At 47.8% G+C, this 16164-nt stretch carries 14 protein-coding genes and 2 tRNA genes; 7 read left to right on the top strand and 9 right to left on the bottom strand.

Going from position 1 to position 16164, the window contains the following annotated elements; translation table 11 throughout:
* Positions 1-9: 9 nt before the first annotated feature.
* Complete coding sequence (locus AC27N8_RS21610) at positions 10-1125, top strand: ABC transporter ATP-binding protein (protein WP_487069473.1); 1116 nt, start codon at positions 10-12, stop codon at positions 1123-1125.
* A gap of 93 nt (positions 1126-1218) precedes the next feature.
* Positions 1219-1899 carry an HAD family hydrolase gene (locus AC27N8_RS21605; RefSeq protein ID WP_487069472.1) on the top strand — a complete coding sequence of 227 codons (681 nt, stop codon included), beginning with the start codon at positions 1219-1221 and terminating at the stop codon, positions 1897-1899.
* On the opposite strand, the gene AC27N8_RS21600 is transcribed toward AC27N8_RS21605, so the two are convergent.
* The 7 genes from AC27N8_RS21600 to AC27N8_RS21570 all read right to left on the bottom strand — a co-directional run bounded on the left by AC27N8_RS21600 (position 1863) and on the right by AC27N8_RS21570 (position 9270).
* On the bottom strand, positions 1863-3155 hold the full coding sequence (locus AC27N8_RS21600; protein WP_487069471.1) for an acyltransferase family protein: 1293 nt from the start codon (positions 3153-3155) through the stop codon (positions 1863-1865). The genes AC27N8_RS21605 and AC27N8_RS21600 overlap by 37 nt on opposite strands.
* Positions 3156-3429: 274 nt before the next feature.
* Positions 3430-4074: a ThuA domain-containing protein gene (locus AC27N8_RS21595; protein WP_487069470.1), complete on the bottom strand. Its 645-nt coding sequence runs from the start codon at positions 4072-4074 to the stop codon at positions 3430-3432.
* Between the two features lie 81 nt (positions 4075-4155).
* Positions 4156-5016: a sugar phosphate isomerase/epimerase family protein gene (locus AC27N8_RS21590; RefSeq protein WP_487069469.1), complete on the bottom strand. Its 861-nt coding sequence runs from the start codon at positions 5014-5016 to the stop codon at positions 4156-4158.
* Between the two features lie 75 nt (positions 5017-5091).
* Positions 5092-6105, bottom strand: coding sequence for a zinc-dependent alcohol dehydrogenase (locus AC27N8_RS21585; protein ID WP_487069468.1), 1014 nt, complete (start codon positions 6103-6105; stop codon positions 5092-5094).
* 61 nt (positions 6106-6166) lie between these two features.
* The gene (locus AC27N8_RS21580; RefSeq protein WP_487069467.1) at positions 6167-7015 is read right to left on the bottom strand and encodes a carbohydrate ABC transporter permease; all 849 of its coding nucleotides are present in this window, start codon (positions 7013-7015) and stop codon (positions 6167-6169) included.
* A gap of 13 nt (positions 7016-7028) precedes the next feature.
* Entirely contained in the window at positions 7029-7877 is an 849-nt protein-coding gene (locus tag AC27N8_RS21575) for a carbohydrate ABC transporter permease (protein ID WP_487069466.1), read from the bottom strand.
* A gap of 76 nt (positions 7878-7953) precedes the next feature.
* Positions 7954-9270: an ABC transporter substrate-binding protein gene (locus AC27N8_RS21570; protein WP_487069465.1), complete on the bottom strand. Its 1317-nt coding sequence runs from the start codon at positions 9268-9270 to the stop codon at positions 7954-7956.
* 422 nt (positions 9271-9692) lie between these two features.
* Here AC27N8_RS21570 and AC27N8_RS21565 point away from each other — a divergent pair, with 422 nt between their 5' ends.
* Complete coding sequence (locus AC27N8_RS21565) at positions 9693-10763, top strand: LacI family DNA-binding transcriptional regulator (RefSeq protein ID WP_487069464.1); 1071 nt, start codon at positions 9693-9695, stop codon at positions 10761-10763.
* A 237-nt stretch (positions 10764-11000) separates the two neighbouring features.
* On the opposite strand, the gene AC27N8_RS21560 is transcribed toward AC27N8_RS21565, so the two are convergent.
* Both AC27N8_RS21560 and AC27N8_RS21555 read right to left on the bottom strand, forming a co-directional pair.
* A tRNA-Val gene (locus AC27N8_RS21560) sits at positions 11001-11074 on the bottom strand.
* Positions 11075-11154: 80 nt separating this feature from the next.
* A tRNA-Leu gene (locus AC27N8_RS21555) sits at positions 11155-11234 on the bottom strand.
* 617 nt (positions 11235-11851) lie between these two features.
* On the opposite strand from AC27N8_RS21555, the gene AC27N8_RS21550 reads away from it, so the two are divergent.
* The 4 genes from AC27N8_RS21550 to AC27N8_RS21535 all read left to right on the top strand — a co-directional run bounded on the left by AC27N8_RS21550 (position 11852) and on the right by AC27N8_RS21535 (position 16113).
* Positions 11852-14200, top strand: a complete 2349-nt coding sequence (locus AC27N8_RS21550) for a serine/threonine protein kinase (RefSeq protein ID WP_487074727.1) — start codon at positions 11852-11854, stop codon at positions 14198-14200.
* Positions 14201-14221: 21 nt separating this feature from the next.
* On the top strand, positions 14222-15178 hold the full coding sequence (gene miaA, locus AC27N8_RS21545) for a tRNA (adenosine(37)-N6)-dimethylallyltransferase MiaA (RefSeq protein ID WP_487069463.1): 957 nt from the start codon (positions 14222-14224) through the stop codon (positions 15176-15178).
* A gap of 82 nt (positions 15179-15260) precedes the next feature.
* Positions 15261-15539 carry an Lrp/AsnC family transcriptional regulator gene (locus tag AC27N8_RS21540; protein WP_487069462.1) on the top strand — a complete coding sequence of 93 codons (279 nt, stop codon included), beginning with the start codon at positions 15261-15263 and terminating at the stop codon, positions 15537-15539.
* Positions 15540-15558: 19 nt separating this feature from the next.
* Positions 15559-16113: a GNAT family N-acetyltransferase gene (locus AC27N8_RS21535; protein ID WP_487069461.1), complete on the top strand. Its 555-nt coding sequence runs from the start codon at positions 15559-15561 to the stop codon at positions 16111-16113.
* The last annotated feature ends 51 nt before the right edge of the window (positions 16114-16164 follow it).

Raw genomic sequence — 16164 nt, 5'->3', positions numbered from 1 at the left:
GAGAACGAGATGTCTTTTCTAGAGTTGACCGATATATCGAAGTCGTTTGGACGCTTTAATGCTGTGAATCCATTGAATCTCAAGATTCAGGCGGGCGAGTTTCTGACTCTGTTGGGGCCAAGCGGTTGTGGCAAGACAACTATCCTGCGCATGATTGCTGGATTTGAGACGCCATCGACCGGCACTATCTGGTTGGAGGGCGAGGATATTACTTATCGTGCAGCCAGTAAACGTTCGATGGGGATGGTGTTTCAATCGTATGCGCTCTTTCCTCATCTGACTGCGCAGCAAAATATTGCTTTTGGGATGAATATTCGACGCCAATCTAAGTCCGCCATTCAGAAGCGCTGTGCTGAACTTCTGGATCTGGTCGGTTTGAGCGAGATGGGTAATCGTTATCCGCATCAATTATCTGGAGGCCAGCAACAACGTATCGCCATTGCGCGAGCGTTAGCGGTCCAGCCCAAAGTCCTACTCCTTGACGAGCCTCTCTCCGCTCTGGACGCGAAAGTTCGACTCTCATTGCGTACCGAACTGCGCCGTATTCAGCAGCAACTCCAGATTACAGCTGTCTATGTTACCCATGATCAGGAAGAGGCGCTTTCGATCTCGGATCGTATTGCTGTGATGGCCAGAGGGAAGATCGAGCAACTTGATCAGCCAGAAAATATTTATGGAGCTCCACAGACCGCCTTTGCGGCTACTTTTGTAGGTATCAGCAATCAATTTCGTGGACAACTCGTCTCAGCAAAACAGGGGATTTGTCAGATAGGCAGTGATACCTTTCATGTCGCTCCACAGCCACAGCGTCGTGATGGAGATAACATCTTACTTATCATTCGTCCGGAGAACCTGCGCGTGCAGAGCGTCAGCTCAGGTGAGCAACAACAGAATACTCTTACGGGCACAGTTGAGTTGCGCACTTTTCTGGGAGCTTATATTCGTCTGCACATACGCATTAATGATCAATTGCTGCTGACTGCCGATCTGACGCATCAGGATGCTCAACTCTACAGTGTTGGGCAGACAGTTGGTGTCTCTTTTGATCCACAAGCTGGCAAGGTTCTGCTCCTCGATACCGAAGAAGCAGCCTTCGTGCAACAAATAGCTCAAGAAGCTGTCTAGCTGATAGGTAATTGTTTATTCTCATCGGTGCATTGGCGGGCATGGTTGGCTGACCGATGACTTATATAAGTGTGAAATAAGGAAGGTGTATCGATGGGACCAATCAAGCTGGTTGTTTTTGATATGGCTGGGACGACGATCGATGATACTGGCAATCGTGTGTTGGCTTGTTTGATCGAGGCTGCCCGCGTGCATGATTTGCCAGGAACACCTGAGGAGCTCAACGCTTTGATGGGTATGAATAAACGTGAAGTCTTTGAACTGTTAGTTGCGCGACGTTTTGCTCATACCTCATCTGAGACGCAGCCTTTGGCCCAGAAGGCTCTGGCTACATTTATTCGTCTGATGAAAGCTGCGTATGCACAAAATGTGAGCTCGATCCCCGGCACGGAGGAGACATTTATCTTTTTAAAAGAGCGTGGTATTAGAGTAGCTCTCGATACAGGTTTTGAGGCTGAAGTTGGAGGCATTATCCTGGAGCGCCTTAACTGGCTCGGATACCTGGTCGACGCGGCTATCTTTTCCAGCGATGTGCTGCGAGGTCGTCCCGCACCCTACATGATTTTTCGCGCTATGGAGCGCTTGGATATCCAGGATGTGCATCAGGTCATGAAGGTCGGTGATTCTCCATCTGATATGGATGAAGGCTCCAATGCTGGCTGTGGTGAGGTCGTTGGCGTCTTGAGCGGCGCCCATACAGCTGTGGCGCTGGGGAAATCTCGCCACACGCGTATCATTCAAAGTGTGGCTGACCTGCCAGACTTATTTGTGTAAAGGACCTCTTGTCTTCTATAACTGATGATCTTGTTGCCGAGATTGATACCGGGTTTCTCGATTAAGTTGTAGAAGTTATAGCAGAAGGGAAGCGCAGTACAGAGAACCCAGAGCCAGAATGTTCCGTAGAGAAGATAAGGATTCCAGGGATAGAATAGTGGCCTCACATATGAGCTAAAAAAGAGGATGAATGGAAGATGCCAGATATACATTTCATATGAATGTTGACCGACCCAGCGCACTGGTCCCCATTCAAACCCTCTTCTGAGATTTGCTGGGGCCAGCAACAACGCCAGGATACACAATCCAAAACCAAGCGCATAGCTAATCTCCGAGAGAAAGTTATGTGCGCCAAGATAGGGTGCGAGTGGATGTTGTAAGGATGTATAGGGCCAGATGATGGCAAAAAAGAGCCAGAGCACTCCGCTTGCCCAGATCCATCGACTATATCTCTCACATAGCTGGCTGAGAAGATGCTGAGGTTGTTGTTGCGCTAGCATATAGACCATGCAGGTGAGCATCCCGATGGCGAAGTCTTCCAAAAACTTACCATCTTGACCATAGAGGAAGAAAATCGCAATGTGATGGAGCTGTGCGGGAAGGATGCCCGGTTGTGCCGGATACATTTGCCAGGAACGACCCCAGTAGCGCGTTGCCAATCCCCAGATAATCAATCCCAATAAACTAAGCGACAGTGCCCCAAGACGCCTCTGTAATGAGCCACGCTGGACAATCCTACGTAATCCAATTGCCAGGATCGGGAGAAGCATATAGAACTGCCATTCGATGGCCAGTGTCCAGAGGGGACCGTTAATTGCCTGATATGTCTTTGGGCTGGCATCCATCAAGAAAGTAAGAAACAGCAGAAGTTGATGCCTGTGATCTGGGTTCAAATATTCCTGGTGTTCCACAAGGATGAGTATCAGCAAAGAAATATAGTATCCAGGCCAGATACGAAAAATACGCCGCAAATAATATCTTTTAGCCTCCGGCCACGGCATATCGAAAAGCAGTGACTTTGCGTAAGGCATAAATAAGAGAAATCCCGACAGCACAAAAAAAAGCGTCACACCAGATGAACCTGCTAGCGCGAACGCTGCGATCAATGGTCCCACGCTTTGCGTGCTCCAGACATGATTATGTTGTGTCAAATTATTAATCTGATAAGCGACAACACTCAGGCAGGCAAAAGCGCGCACGCCATCCAGTGAGGCAATGGCATCCCTTTTATTTGCATCTTTCGATATATATTCCAAAGATATCTCCTGATTTCAACCTTTATCTCTGGTAAGAAACCCCTCTTGTGCTTGATACATTGAACAAGATACTGGCGTATCCAGCCCGCAGAGTATCTGGCATGATGCTCTAAAATCAATGGCATCTTATTGAATGGAGTGTAGCAAAATATTGGAGGCTCATCATCCCCTGAGCGGGGGATTTTTGGCATTGTAAAAGCGCTCTCGTACATTAGAATAAATCGTACGAGAGCGCTTTTTGAAACATTTAGTGCTTACATTGGTAATATTGAGGTTAGCGACTGGCCCAGAGCATGCCACGTTGCATAATTGTCAGTGCCTCGGGGACGTCAAAGTCGCTTCTGACATGACCAAGGGACGAATAGAAGACACGTCCCTGCCCCCAGCGTTTCTTCCAGGCCACTGGCATGACGCATCCAGCGGTCCATGGGGCATGTTCGCCAGAGAACGTGGTTGTGGCCAGGACTTCATTTGATGGATCAACATGCATATAGTACTGTTCAGAGTGCATGTGAAAATCGGACAGTCCAGCTGTGATTGGATCATCTGTTTTATTAATATTCACGGTATAGTCGATAACATTGCCTGGATGAGCCACCCATTGACCGCCAACCATGAATTGATAATTGACATTCTGCCGGAATGAATCAGCCATACAACCATGCCATCCGGCCAGCCCGGTGCCTGCCTGCACCGCGTCCAGCAGTCCTTTTTCTTGCTCATCTGTGATCGTGCTCATCGTCCAGATCGGCACAATGAGATCCATACGCCTCATCATAGCTTCATCGAGATAGCTATCCAGGGTATTAGAAACAGTGGTCTGATATCCCTGGCTTTCTAAATACTGTGCAAAGAGCTTCGCCCCTTTTTCTGGTTCGTGTCCGTCCCAACCTCCCCATACAAGCAATGCTGATTTCATGATGTTTCCTTTGATAACTACTCCATTACAATGCTTTCGCAATGTATTGCATTGCGGTGGAGTAGTTACCTGATTAATTATTTACTTAGATAGTCCAGCCAGTGACCAGATGTGAGAGAGACTGGCCCGCGTCTCTTTTACACGTTGTGAATATGGTAAAGTATTCAGCTCGGCGTTAAAAGGTTCGACGACGACAGGACCTGTATATTTGATTTGCTCAAGTGCCTGTAAGAATGCCGCTATATCAATTACCCCACTCGTGCCGGGCAGCAGACGTTGATTATCGATCTGTTCATCAATCGAGCGCTCTGGGGGAGCATCATTCACATGGACGTAGGTGACCTGTTCGGCTGTTAAGCGTTTCAGATCGTCCAGTGTTCCATGTGCCGTATACCAGTGCCAGCAATCCAGAAGCAGACCGGTATTACCACTCCCAAGCTGGTTGCCCAGTTCTAATGCTTCAGCCATAGTAGAGATGAACTCGTAGCGGTGGCCCTGACGCATTGTACGCGGTCCTACAAATTCAAGCCCCAATTGACATCCATGATCGGCAAGAATTTGTGCCACTGGACGTAATCGACTGACATGCAGACGCATATTAGCCTGATAGTCCAATTGATCTGAAAAAGGAAGTATCCAGGTTGCGCACCACGGACTCCCCAATTCCTGCGCTATTTTGGCGTAAGGGACCAGTCTGGCAAGGCCGTCCTGATAGGTCTCTTCATCTTGATGAAAGTCGACAGGGAGATTCCAGCCTCCGGGACGTAAATTTGTAGCCTCAAAGCGATCCTTGATCGCTTGTAGCGAGCTCTGTTGAGTCAATTCATGTAGCTCTTGTACCGGCAGATCTAATCCCTCGAAACCGTTGGAACTGGCTAGCGTCAGAGCTTCAGCGAACGGTACCGAAAAACCAATTGCTCCAGGATTCAAACTTGTGAACATGAGCAGGCAATCTCCTTCCAGATGGGTATTACTCTAACATTGTTATAAGTATATAGTATGCTTTTCCGAGGTATGCTATTCCGCCTCTTTATCATCCTCCCATGGATTCAAGATGACTTTGGCACAATTCTGGCCTGCTGAGACTTCAAAAGCTTGTTGGATCTGGCTAAATGGGAATGTATGTGTAATCAATTTATCAACCAGTGGTGATTCTGCCACCACCTGTATGACCTTGGAAAAATCATTGAGATTGTAATGCCAGGCACCAATCAGAGAAATGCCTTTCCGAATAAGATCTGGACTCACATAGATCGGTGTGGCATCATTACATTCTCCGACAAAGGCAATCTTTCCTAAACGTTTGACCGCATCAATCTGCAGCCGATGGGCTGCGACGACACCGGAACAATCGATACCATAATCGGGGCCTTGTCCATTTGTTGTAAGCTCTTTGATTTTTTGCACCGCCTGTTCGTCTCGCGGATCGATGATCTGCTCAACGCCCAGTTCACGCGCCAGTTTTTGTCGGTACTCATTCATCTCCACAGCAATCACGCGAGCACCTCTGAATCTGGCGTTGATTACCGCCCCAATTCCTACTGGACCAAGCCCTGTCACCAGCAATGTGCTAAATGCATTGACATTCATTTTCTCCAATGCACTGAATGAAGGACCTAAACCGCAGCAGGCCAGAGCTGCTTTTTCATAAGGGATATTGTCAGGAATTTTTGCTAATAACCAGGATGGTTTGGCTATATACTGAGCCATCGATGGTAAGGTTACTTTCAGGCTCCATTCGCAGTGGATATAATTACCCGTACGGCAAAACTCGCATTCACCACAAGAATAAAGTGGCATGACCACGACTCGATCGCCTACTTGAACGCGACTTCCAGGGGTCGTTTTGACCACGATCCCCGCTGCCTCGTGTCCCAGAGAAAAACTTACATCTCCTTGCACAAAACCCTTATATTCGGCACACATCGGGGCGGCCATTGCCTTGACCAGCGCCCAGCCATCTTGTAGTGCTGGCTCATCTTGCTCGATGAGGACAGCTTCTCTTTTTCCAATAATTGCAGCTTGCTTCACTGTAACTCCTTACTACGGACTAAACATTGAATCACGACGATATGCTCTTGTACTTACTACCTTATCCTTTAATGGCCCCCGCTGTCAGCCCGCGCACAAGGTACCGTTGCATGAACACAAACAGGAGTACTGGTGGTAAGGCGATCAAGATCGCGGCGGACATTAAATCTCCATAGTCAGGACCGTATTGACCTATAAATGCATACAACTGCACAGTCAGGAGCGGCTGCTGCCCATCCAGGATGAATGCGAACAGGAACTCATTCCAGGCATTGATAAACGCGAATGACCCGGTAGCTACGAGCGCGGGTGCAGCCAGTGGTAGTGTAATGCGAATAAATGCTTGCAGTCGTGTACATCCATCTGTCATGGCTGCTTCTTCAAGATCTGGTGAGATTCCTTCGAAATAGCCACGCAGGAGCCAGATACAAAAAGGCAATGAAAATGTCAGATAGCTCAGAATAAGCCCGGGGAGCGTATTAACCAGTCCAAGATTGCGCAAGATCACAAAAAGCGGGACTAGAAAAAGAATTGCAGGCATCATCTGGGTGACCAGCATAAAAACGCTATAACTTTCCCGGCCGCGAAAATTAAAACGTGCCAGAGCGTAAGCGGCAATCGATGCAATCGCGACTGAAAGAATGGTGGTGCTCACAGAAACGATCAGGCTACGTACGACACCTTGTTCTAAATGAGCAGGGATCGTCGTACGATTTGTCAGTACATTAATAAAGTTATTGAGCGTAGGTGTCGGTGGCAGGAGTGGAAACGGCGTGATATACAGCTCGTTTGCCGGGCGCAGTGCAATGGTAAGCATCCATAACAGCGGAATCAGGATGATAGCTACGCCAATGACCACCAATGTATATAGGCCGATCCATCTCCATATTCTGTATTTGCTTGTTTTCATCTCTTTTTATCCTTTACACATTCGATCGGCGCAACACACTGAGGTAAAGCACAGCAAAGAGAATGTTGAAAATGGTCATCACAATGGCTACCGAGGCGGCTAACCCATAATCAAGTTGCTGGAAAGCAAAACGTGCTACCAATACAGGAGCAATCTCTGTCCCTTGCGCTGGTCCACCCTGAGTCATGACATACACCAGATCGAAATAGTTGAAGGTCCACACCACCTGTAAAAGGATAACGATCAACATCACACTACGCAGGTGAGGCAACGTGACATGGATGAAGCGCCTCAGTATAGAGGCACCATCTACCTTTGCTGCCTCATAGAGTTCGTCTGGAACAACTGCCAGGGCCGCCAGCATTGTTACTGCCACAAAAGGAAACGCCTTCCAGGTATTTGCCAGGATAACGGCTACCAGGGCCAGATTGGGACTGGCTAGCCATTGCTGGGGTGGTAAGCCTATTCTTTGCAAGACATCATTGATTAATCCCAATTGCCCGTTGAAGATCAAGCTCCATGTTAGTGCTACCGAGACTCCTGGCATCACCCAGGGGATCATGATGAGGCCGCGCACGATACGATTGCCTGGCCATTTTTGATTGAGTAATAGGGCGAAACCAAATCCAAGCACGAATTGACCCAAAACGCTAAAAAATACCCAGTAGAAAGAGCGCAGCATGCTGTTCCAGAAATCGCTACTCTGCAATACTGAGACATAGTTGCGTAGTCCTACGAAACTTGTGATGTTTGTGTACTGATTGTAATGTGTCAGACTGGTGTATAGCCCATTGAGCATTGGATAGAAAAAGATGAGTAGCATTGCTATGGTGGCCGGAAGCAGGAACACGTATGGTGTCATGTTCCTGCCAGAACGGTTAAGCTTTGAAACTCCTCCTCGGGAACTCATTTTTAAAGCTTTCATGCTAAGTCTACCCTTAATCTTGTAACGCGCTCTTCGCGGTCGCTGCGGCATCGTCTAAGGCCTGCTTTGGCGTCTTCTGCTTCAGCAGTGCTTTTTGGATAGCTTGCGTGATCGTCTGATTAAGCGCGTTGTATGCAGGTGTCTCTGGAAGGGCAGATGCAAACGGCAATGACTCTGTAAATGGTTGAAAGAGTGGAGTAGTAAAGTAGGAATTCGCTGCGGTTTTCTTATCGATAGGCTCATGATCCAATGCCTTGGCCCAGCGCAAAGCGTTCTCCTGACTCACCAGCCATGTGAGAAGATTAATTACTTCTTGCTGGTTGGGTGATGTATTCGGGACCATATATAAGGTCGTCGATGAAACCAGTCCCTGGCCCGCAGAACCCTTTGGCATAGCGCCAATTCCCAATTTCCATGGCACTTTGGCTTGCTGGTAATTTCCAATAATCCAGGACCCAAATTCAACCATGCCGAGCTTCCCACTTCTCAAGGCATCATCCGCGTTGGCATATTGCCAACCAGTTACTCCGGGAGGGGTAACCTTGTATTTGTTTACCAGATCCACCAGATACTGGAGTGCCTCTACTCCGGGCTCCTGATTAAATGTGGGGTTCATCTTTTCATCAACAAGTTTTCCGCCAGCACTTAAGAGATAATCGCTAAATAGCTGTCCAGTATCGGGATAGAATCCTATGCCATACTCATCGCCATGAGTCATTTGCTGACTGACTGCGAGTAGTTCTTCCCAGGTTGTTGGAAATTGTTTTATGCCATCGCGGGCAAACTTATCGGCATTATAACAGAAGACATCTGTGAATTTATCCTGCGGGATACCCACGATATGATTCTGATACGTGGCCTGTTTCCAAACAGCATCGTAAATGTTTGTGCGCATATCCCAGGTTTTAATATGGTCTTCAAGAAAAGCAAGTTTATTTTGTGTGCTCAAATACCACTGATAAGGATAGTCGGCTCTGATGATGTCTGGAAGCGAGTTCGTTTGGACTGCCGAAGGGATCTTTGTGGGACGTTGATCATATGGAATTTCGTAGAAGTTAATCTTTACATTGGGATGGAGTTTTGTGTATTCTGCACCCATCTGATGTAACAAGTTGATTTCCGCCGTAGTGAATGTATCCCAGAACTGTAAAGTAACGGGGCCTCCAGAAGAAGAAGTACCGATGCTTCCACAAGCGTCTAGAACTGATCCAGCAGTCAATACTCCGGCTGCGGCCGTAATCATACGTAAAGCTTCGCGTCGCGTCGTGCGAGAATGCAGTATATTTGTGCCGCTAAATGCTACATTGCCCATGTCCACCTTGGACTTCATTTGGTGTTCCTTTCCCACTACTCAATTCAGAACAACATGAGATCTCTTGATCTCTGAGAAAATAATAACCAATGTTTTCGTAAAAGTCAAACAAATTTTACGGAAAATATTTGACTTATTTACAAATATTGTCTAAAATAAGTAATGAAATGGTCGTCAATGGAGCAAGTAGTATTCATCACGTGACATGCTAACTCGTCTGTGGGAGGCGCTTAAGCTGGTAGATAGTTATCGCGGATGTGATGAATTATCTATGTGCATAGTATGCCGAACAAATTGTCAGAATCAGACATTTTCATTTGCCTAAAGAACGTTTTCTTGGTAGCCAAAGTTGCTAGAGGATTGCAGAAAGATTCAATAAACATGATAGAATTAGGTCAACACTAAATATATTCAAAGAGGCAGTTATGAGGTAATCACGAATGGGTAACTCAGTCACCATCAAGGAGATTGCTCAACAGGCGAACGTTTCTATTGCTACCGTTTCGCGGGCTTTAAACAATCAAAATAGCATTAAAGAAGAAGTGCGCCAGCATGTTTTGCAAGTAGCGGCCACGCTAGGATATTTTAAGACTGCCGAACAATCGCCTGCCATGCGTAATGATAAACGAGCCATCAAAGTTATTGGATTTATTCTGGCATCCAGTGATCTTGAGGATGCGCCACTCGATACATTTTGGTCTCACATTCTCTATGGAGCAGAACTTGAAGCTCGGAAGTCCAATATTTACGTTACTTATTATGGGATGGGCCTGAACCAGCCACCGTATATGTTGCTGAGTAAACTTCATGAGATGCATGTGGATGGACTTCTATTAGTAGGATCAGCCAGTCTGGAACTTGTCCAGGCCATACAGGGGGCCAACTTTCCGCTCGTATTGGTAGATAATTTTGTACACATTCCAGGCCAGACTATCGATGCTGTACTTTCTGATAACTACGTGGGAGCCAAGGAAGCCATCAATTATCTCATTAGTGAAGGTCATCAAAATATTGCCTTTCTGGGTGGATCAACTACCTCTAGCCTGCGTGCTGCTAAGAAGATGATCTATACTTTTGAACGCCGTAGGGACGGCTATCTTGCGGCATTGTATGAGGCCGGGTTGCCACTGCATAAGGAACTCATGATTGAGGATTGTTACATTCTAAGCACCGAGGAGGTCAACGCTGCCTGTCAACGACTTGTGGATTCCAAATTGCCTTTTAGTGCTCTTTTCTGCGTCAACGATCCTACTGCCGATAAGGCCATCAATGCTCTGCGTGAACTTGGTCTTCGCGTCCCCGAGGATGTCTCCGTGATTGGCTTCGATAACGCTGATATTGCAGAACATCTCACTCCTCCACTGACAACGGTCAATGTAAGCAAAGAAGCCATGGGGGCTATCGCTGTGAAAAGCTTGATCAGTAGAATTACTGATCCCAATCCAATTGGCGTGACAAGTTATTTGACGGTTGAACTCATTAAACGTAAGTCTGTGCGTTCACTTAAATAAGAAGTGAATGCTTCAGTCAGAAGACGTTTCAGATGGCAGTGAGGCGCTCTCCCGATGTGCCTGTATTTCATGTCGTGGGTAGACGGACGAGCTAATCTTGTTGCAAAAAATGAATCACACACAAGCGACGCACCACTTTAAAGAAAACAGTAGGCTTGCACCTATTTTTCGACACAAAAAAACCGTTCATAGCTTTACGTACGCTTGCTATAAACGGTCTTGAGAAGTCAATTGAGGTGGGCGATTAGGGATTCGAACCCCAGACCTATTGCGTGTAAAGCAACCGCTCTAACCAGCTGAGCTAATCGCCCTCAAATGATGTATATCCAGAAGTTATAAGCCAGTGAAAAGGCACCCGATCCGATTGCTCTTTGCGGATGCCTGATAAAGGTGCCCTCGAGTGGACTCGAACCACCACGCCTCTCGGCACAGCCCCTCAAGCTGCTGCGTATACCATTCCGCCACGAGGGCATATCCTCTTGGACTACGCGACGTATCATACACCGCTGAGGCCCATCTTGTCAACTAGTTTTTTGATGAATTTCTGTCCCCGCTGCAAATCGCGTAGTGGAGCTATGAATGATGTGATTTTTGATTTTCTCCCGGAGTTATTCGTCTGAAACTTGTACGAAACGTTTGCTCGTGATGATAGTATCAGAGCTATGGAAATATTTTCACAAAGATACTTTTTTTGTCAAACATAGTGAATTTTCCTCGTCAAAACAGTCTATTAAGGTAGGGACAAAAAATCTCCAGGTGGTATGGACCTTTATGCTAATGATCGTTTTCCTTTGACTGGTTTTCTGGGGCGAGCGATGATGCATATAACATTTGTACCATTGGACCCCTCTTGTACTACCTATATACACTCGTATGTGCGTTTTATATAGTAGACAATAAATTACGTTAGAATAGGTGTACGATTCTGAGGGGTCTCAGTCGTGTACTTGTTAGATCTGTATCATGCTATGAGTCATTGAGGCATAATCGAATTTGCTGGTGAGTAGTAGGTCCAGACAGGGGTATGTTATACTGAAGGGCACATATCGTATCCCGAACAAAAATAGAGAAAAGATGGGGGGCTCACAATCAGCGGCCGATCGAAAAATCAAAGCGGTCACCTGGACCGAGGCACCTTTCTTCATAAGCGCTATCAGGTCCAAAGGGTTATTGGACAAGGTGGTATGGGTGCGGTATATCTGGCAAAGGATATGAAAGAGCAGGGACAACTGTACGCGATTAAAGAAATCAGCGTGTCCCTGATCCCGCAGCATGAGCAGCAGAAGACGATCAATAACTTTAAGTCCGAGGCGAAGATGTTATGGTCGTTGCATCATCCCAATTTACCATCTATGCGAGGCGTCTTTGCGCAAGATGAGCGCTACTTCCTGGTGATGGAATATATTGATGGGTTTACGCTCGAAGAGTTACTTGAGCGTAATGGTGGTCCGTTCCCTGAGAGGCGTGTTCTCGATTGGGCGCGGCAACTTTGTGATGTCCTGGCATACCTCCATAGCCATAGCCCTCCCATCATTTTCCGTGATATGAAGCCAGGCAATATTATGTTGACGCGCAACAATGGACTCATTAAGCTGATCGATTTTGGCATTGCGCGTTTCTTCCGACCCTCAAATGCGCAGGATACGCAGGTATTAGGTACTCCGGGCTATGCGCCTCCCGAACAGTATGGAAAAGCTCAGACGGATGAGCGCTCCGATATCTACGCGTTGGCTATGACGCTCTTTCATTTGTTGACGAATACGTTGTCCGATGAGGGCTTTGGGCTGGAGAATGTGCGCAAGATTAATCCTCGCATCTCTCCTATGGTGGCGCGGGCGCTAGAAAAGGCGACCAGCATTAAGCCCAGCGATCGCTATGAGAGCGTGGAGATGTTCCGTCACGCGTTGTTAGGCGTGGGAACCTTTGGCTTTGCGACTGGTGAAGTGGCTTCGACTCCTGAAGAGCTGGCGGCTCTGTGTGCGCATTATCCAGAGGAGGCGGGCGAGTATCTGGTGGATGGCGAGATCGAGTCCTGGCTGCTTGATCTTGGTGAGGATGAGTTCTCCGAGATCGCCAGCCATCTGGCGCAGACGGTGGCTGATCCCGTTGATGCGGTTGAACAATTTGTGGAAGCGATCTTGACCAATAAGAGTAGCGTCTCGCGCTATATCAATAATACCTCCACCATCAATGCTACAAGTACCGCCAATGTAAGCAATGTCCAGGTACGTAATCCAACCACGCGCCATCAGACGCCACCTCCTTTGACAAGCATTAGTAGCCGTTTGCGCCTCACGCCGAAGCGTGGTGGACCCGTGCCAGTCAGTCCGCGTATCCTCGATTTTGGGACCGTCTATCCTGGTATCTCAGCACCATTGAAGATTACCATTGGAGATGTCTCTGGCTATCCTATCTCCGGCATGCTGCATACGCCGGATACCTGGATTCAGTTGAGCCAGACGTCGTTTGATGCTGCTCAGACGGAGATCAGTGTTCGTGTCAATAGCCTGCAACTCTCGCGCAATAGTCACTATAGTGGAACGATCATTATCGATCTCGAGGACAATACACGTGGTGAGATCGTTGTGAAAGTAGAGGCGGAAGTCCAGGGCTACATTGTACGTAACAAGCGCCATCCGGGTCGTACAAACGGCGCGGATCTGGATTATTATGATGATGATGACCTGGATAGTCAGGGAGAGATGCCTGCTGTGGATTCGAGTATGCTTGGCCGCTCTCTAACCATGACACCACCACTTCTGGTTCAGAAGCATGGGAACGATCTCGACAAGTTCGGCACTCCTTATATGAATGATTGGCAACTCAATCCGATGAGCCTCCTATTGCGCAGATGGCAACAGCTGGGTCTGACACTGTTTGGTTCATTCATGGCGGCCAGCCTCGGATATATCTGGCTGGAGCATGTGCAGCCACCGCCTTTGACGCCATATCCTTTATTCTTGTTAGTGCTCTTTATCGCTGTGCCTGCAGCTACCCTTGGCGCTCTCGTCGTGCAACGTGGTAATGGTCTGAGACGCGTTAATATGATGAATCGTACCCTGACAGGTATGACAAGCTCGGTGATGGTATTAGGACTGTCGGAGTTTATCTGGCAACTTACTGCTCAGCACGTTCGTCCATCCTGGATTCAATTAGTGGTCATGCTTGCGGCTGCGGCAGTGGGCGCTATGCTAGGAGTGTATCGTCAGCCCAGTCAAGCTATTTTAAACTGCATCAAAAGTATCCAGGCGACAACCAGGCAGTCACGCTGGATGATGGTCGTGCTGGCTATCCTGTTGGGTGGTCTCGTGGGCGTTTTTCTGACTTTTGGTTTCAGCTTTGGCCTCTTTACAGTGTCTGGTATGCTGTTAGCGATAGGCATTATGGTGGGCCTGGTGGAACGTGTGGATTATTTGGTGAAGTACAAACGCCTGTAGAATGTATAAAGGTTTGCTGTGGTGAATGCTGTACGCATGTTACCGGATCTGTTAGTGATCCTTGGTCCAACCGCATCGGGGAAAAGCGCCTTAGGAATTGCATTGGCACAGCGCTTTCAGGGCGAGATAGTTTCAGCCGATTCACGTCAGGTCTATCGAGGACTGGATATCGGCACCGCGAAGGTTACTCCTGCCGAGCAGGCGCTTGTGCGACATCATTTGTTGGATATTGTGGAGCCAACTGAGATCTATAGTGTTTCACAATTCCAACAGGCGGCGTCAATTGCGATTAGTGATATTCTTCAGCGTGACCATCTCCCATTATTGGTTGGTGGATCGCCTCACTACATCCAGACTGTCGTTGATCACTTTGATATCCCTACCGTTCCGCCGCAGCTGGAACTGCGTGCCCGCTTAGAAGCACAACCTCTCAGTGCGCTCCTGGAGCAATTGGCGGCCTTAGATCCTCAGTGTATTGAGACTATCGACCGTAAGAATCCGCGTCGCGTCATTCGTGCTCTGGAGGTCTGTTTGGTGACCGGAAAGCCGTTTTCGCAGCAGCGTAGAATTTCCCAGCCACTTTATCATAACTTACTCTTAGGCATTCACTGGCCGCGTGAGATCCTGTATCAGCGCATCGATAGCCGTATCGATGAACGGTTGCATCAAGGCTTGATCCCGGAAGTACAGACTCAATTGGCTCATGGACTCAGTCATGAACGTCTGGACGCTCTGGGATTAGAATATCGCTTTGTGAGCCGCTGGTTACGTGGAGAGTTTCCTTCGGAAGCCGAGATGGTACAACGTCTCAAATATGCCTCTCACGACTTTGCACGCCGCCAGCTAAGCTGGTTTCGACGAGACCAGCGCATCATCTGGCTCCCTGGCGATAGAGGGGAGGCTGAACTCCTGGAGCAAGCGACACAGACTATACAGACCTTCCTTGCTCATCCTCAAGCGATTTCTCCTGTCTCCTGACGCGTCCTGTTGCTAAGCTAGATGGGATATAATAAGGAAGCCTGGTTTTGGTGTCGATTGCTTTGATGAAAGGGAAAATCTTATGGTGACCGCACTTGTTTTAATTAATGTGCAGCGTGGAACCGTCAATGAGACTGCTGAACGGTTGCTGGAGTTAGATGGCGTCTCCGAAGTCTATTCTGTGACAGGCGAGTACGATCTCGTGGCGATGCTCCGTTTTCAGCAGTATGATGATCTGGCCGCCGTTGTCACCGATCATATGTTGAAGCTCACATCGATTACCCAAACGCATACCTTGATGGGCTTCAAATGTTTTTCACGTGCGGATTTGCAACAAGCCTGGGACTTAGGTGTCGAATAAGTAGAATTGAAATGCGTCTATGATATTAACAACTCGACGTTTGGTGCTGCGTGATTTTGAGGAGAAAGATTGGAAGCCTACTTTAGCCTATCAATCTGATCCTGAGTTCTTGCGCTTTAATCCCTGGACGCGGCGTACTGAGTTGGATGCTCGCTCTTTAATTCGTATGTTTATCAACTGGAGTCATGAGCGTCCACGTAAGCGCTTTCAGTTAGCAATCGTGTTGCGAGAGGATAATCGCCTGATTGGTAACTGTGGCTTGCGTATGTCGCATGCGGAGTCGGGGATTGCTGATCTTGGTTATGAATTAGATCAGCGCTATTGGGGACAGGGATATGCTACCGAAGCCTCTCATGCGCTTTTAGCCTTTGGCTTTGAACAGCTCCATCTTCATCGTATCTGGGCCTATTGTATCTCAGAAAATACGGCCTCGGCGCATGTGCTCGAAAAGATTGGAATGCGCTTTGAGGGTTCTCAGATGGAGAGCGAATGGATGAAGGGACGCTGGTGGAGTACACGTTTTTATGCCATGCTGGAGAACGAATGGCAAGCTGTTCATCATATCCATCACTGAATGCGTAGCATAAGTGGTCCTATCACTACGCATCCAGACTAGATGACACTG

Source organism: Dictyobacter sp. Z7_2 (assembly GCF_057551105.1).
This window is presented reverse-complemented; position numbering and strand designations above follow the sequence as displayed.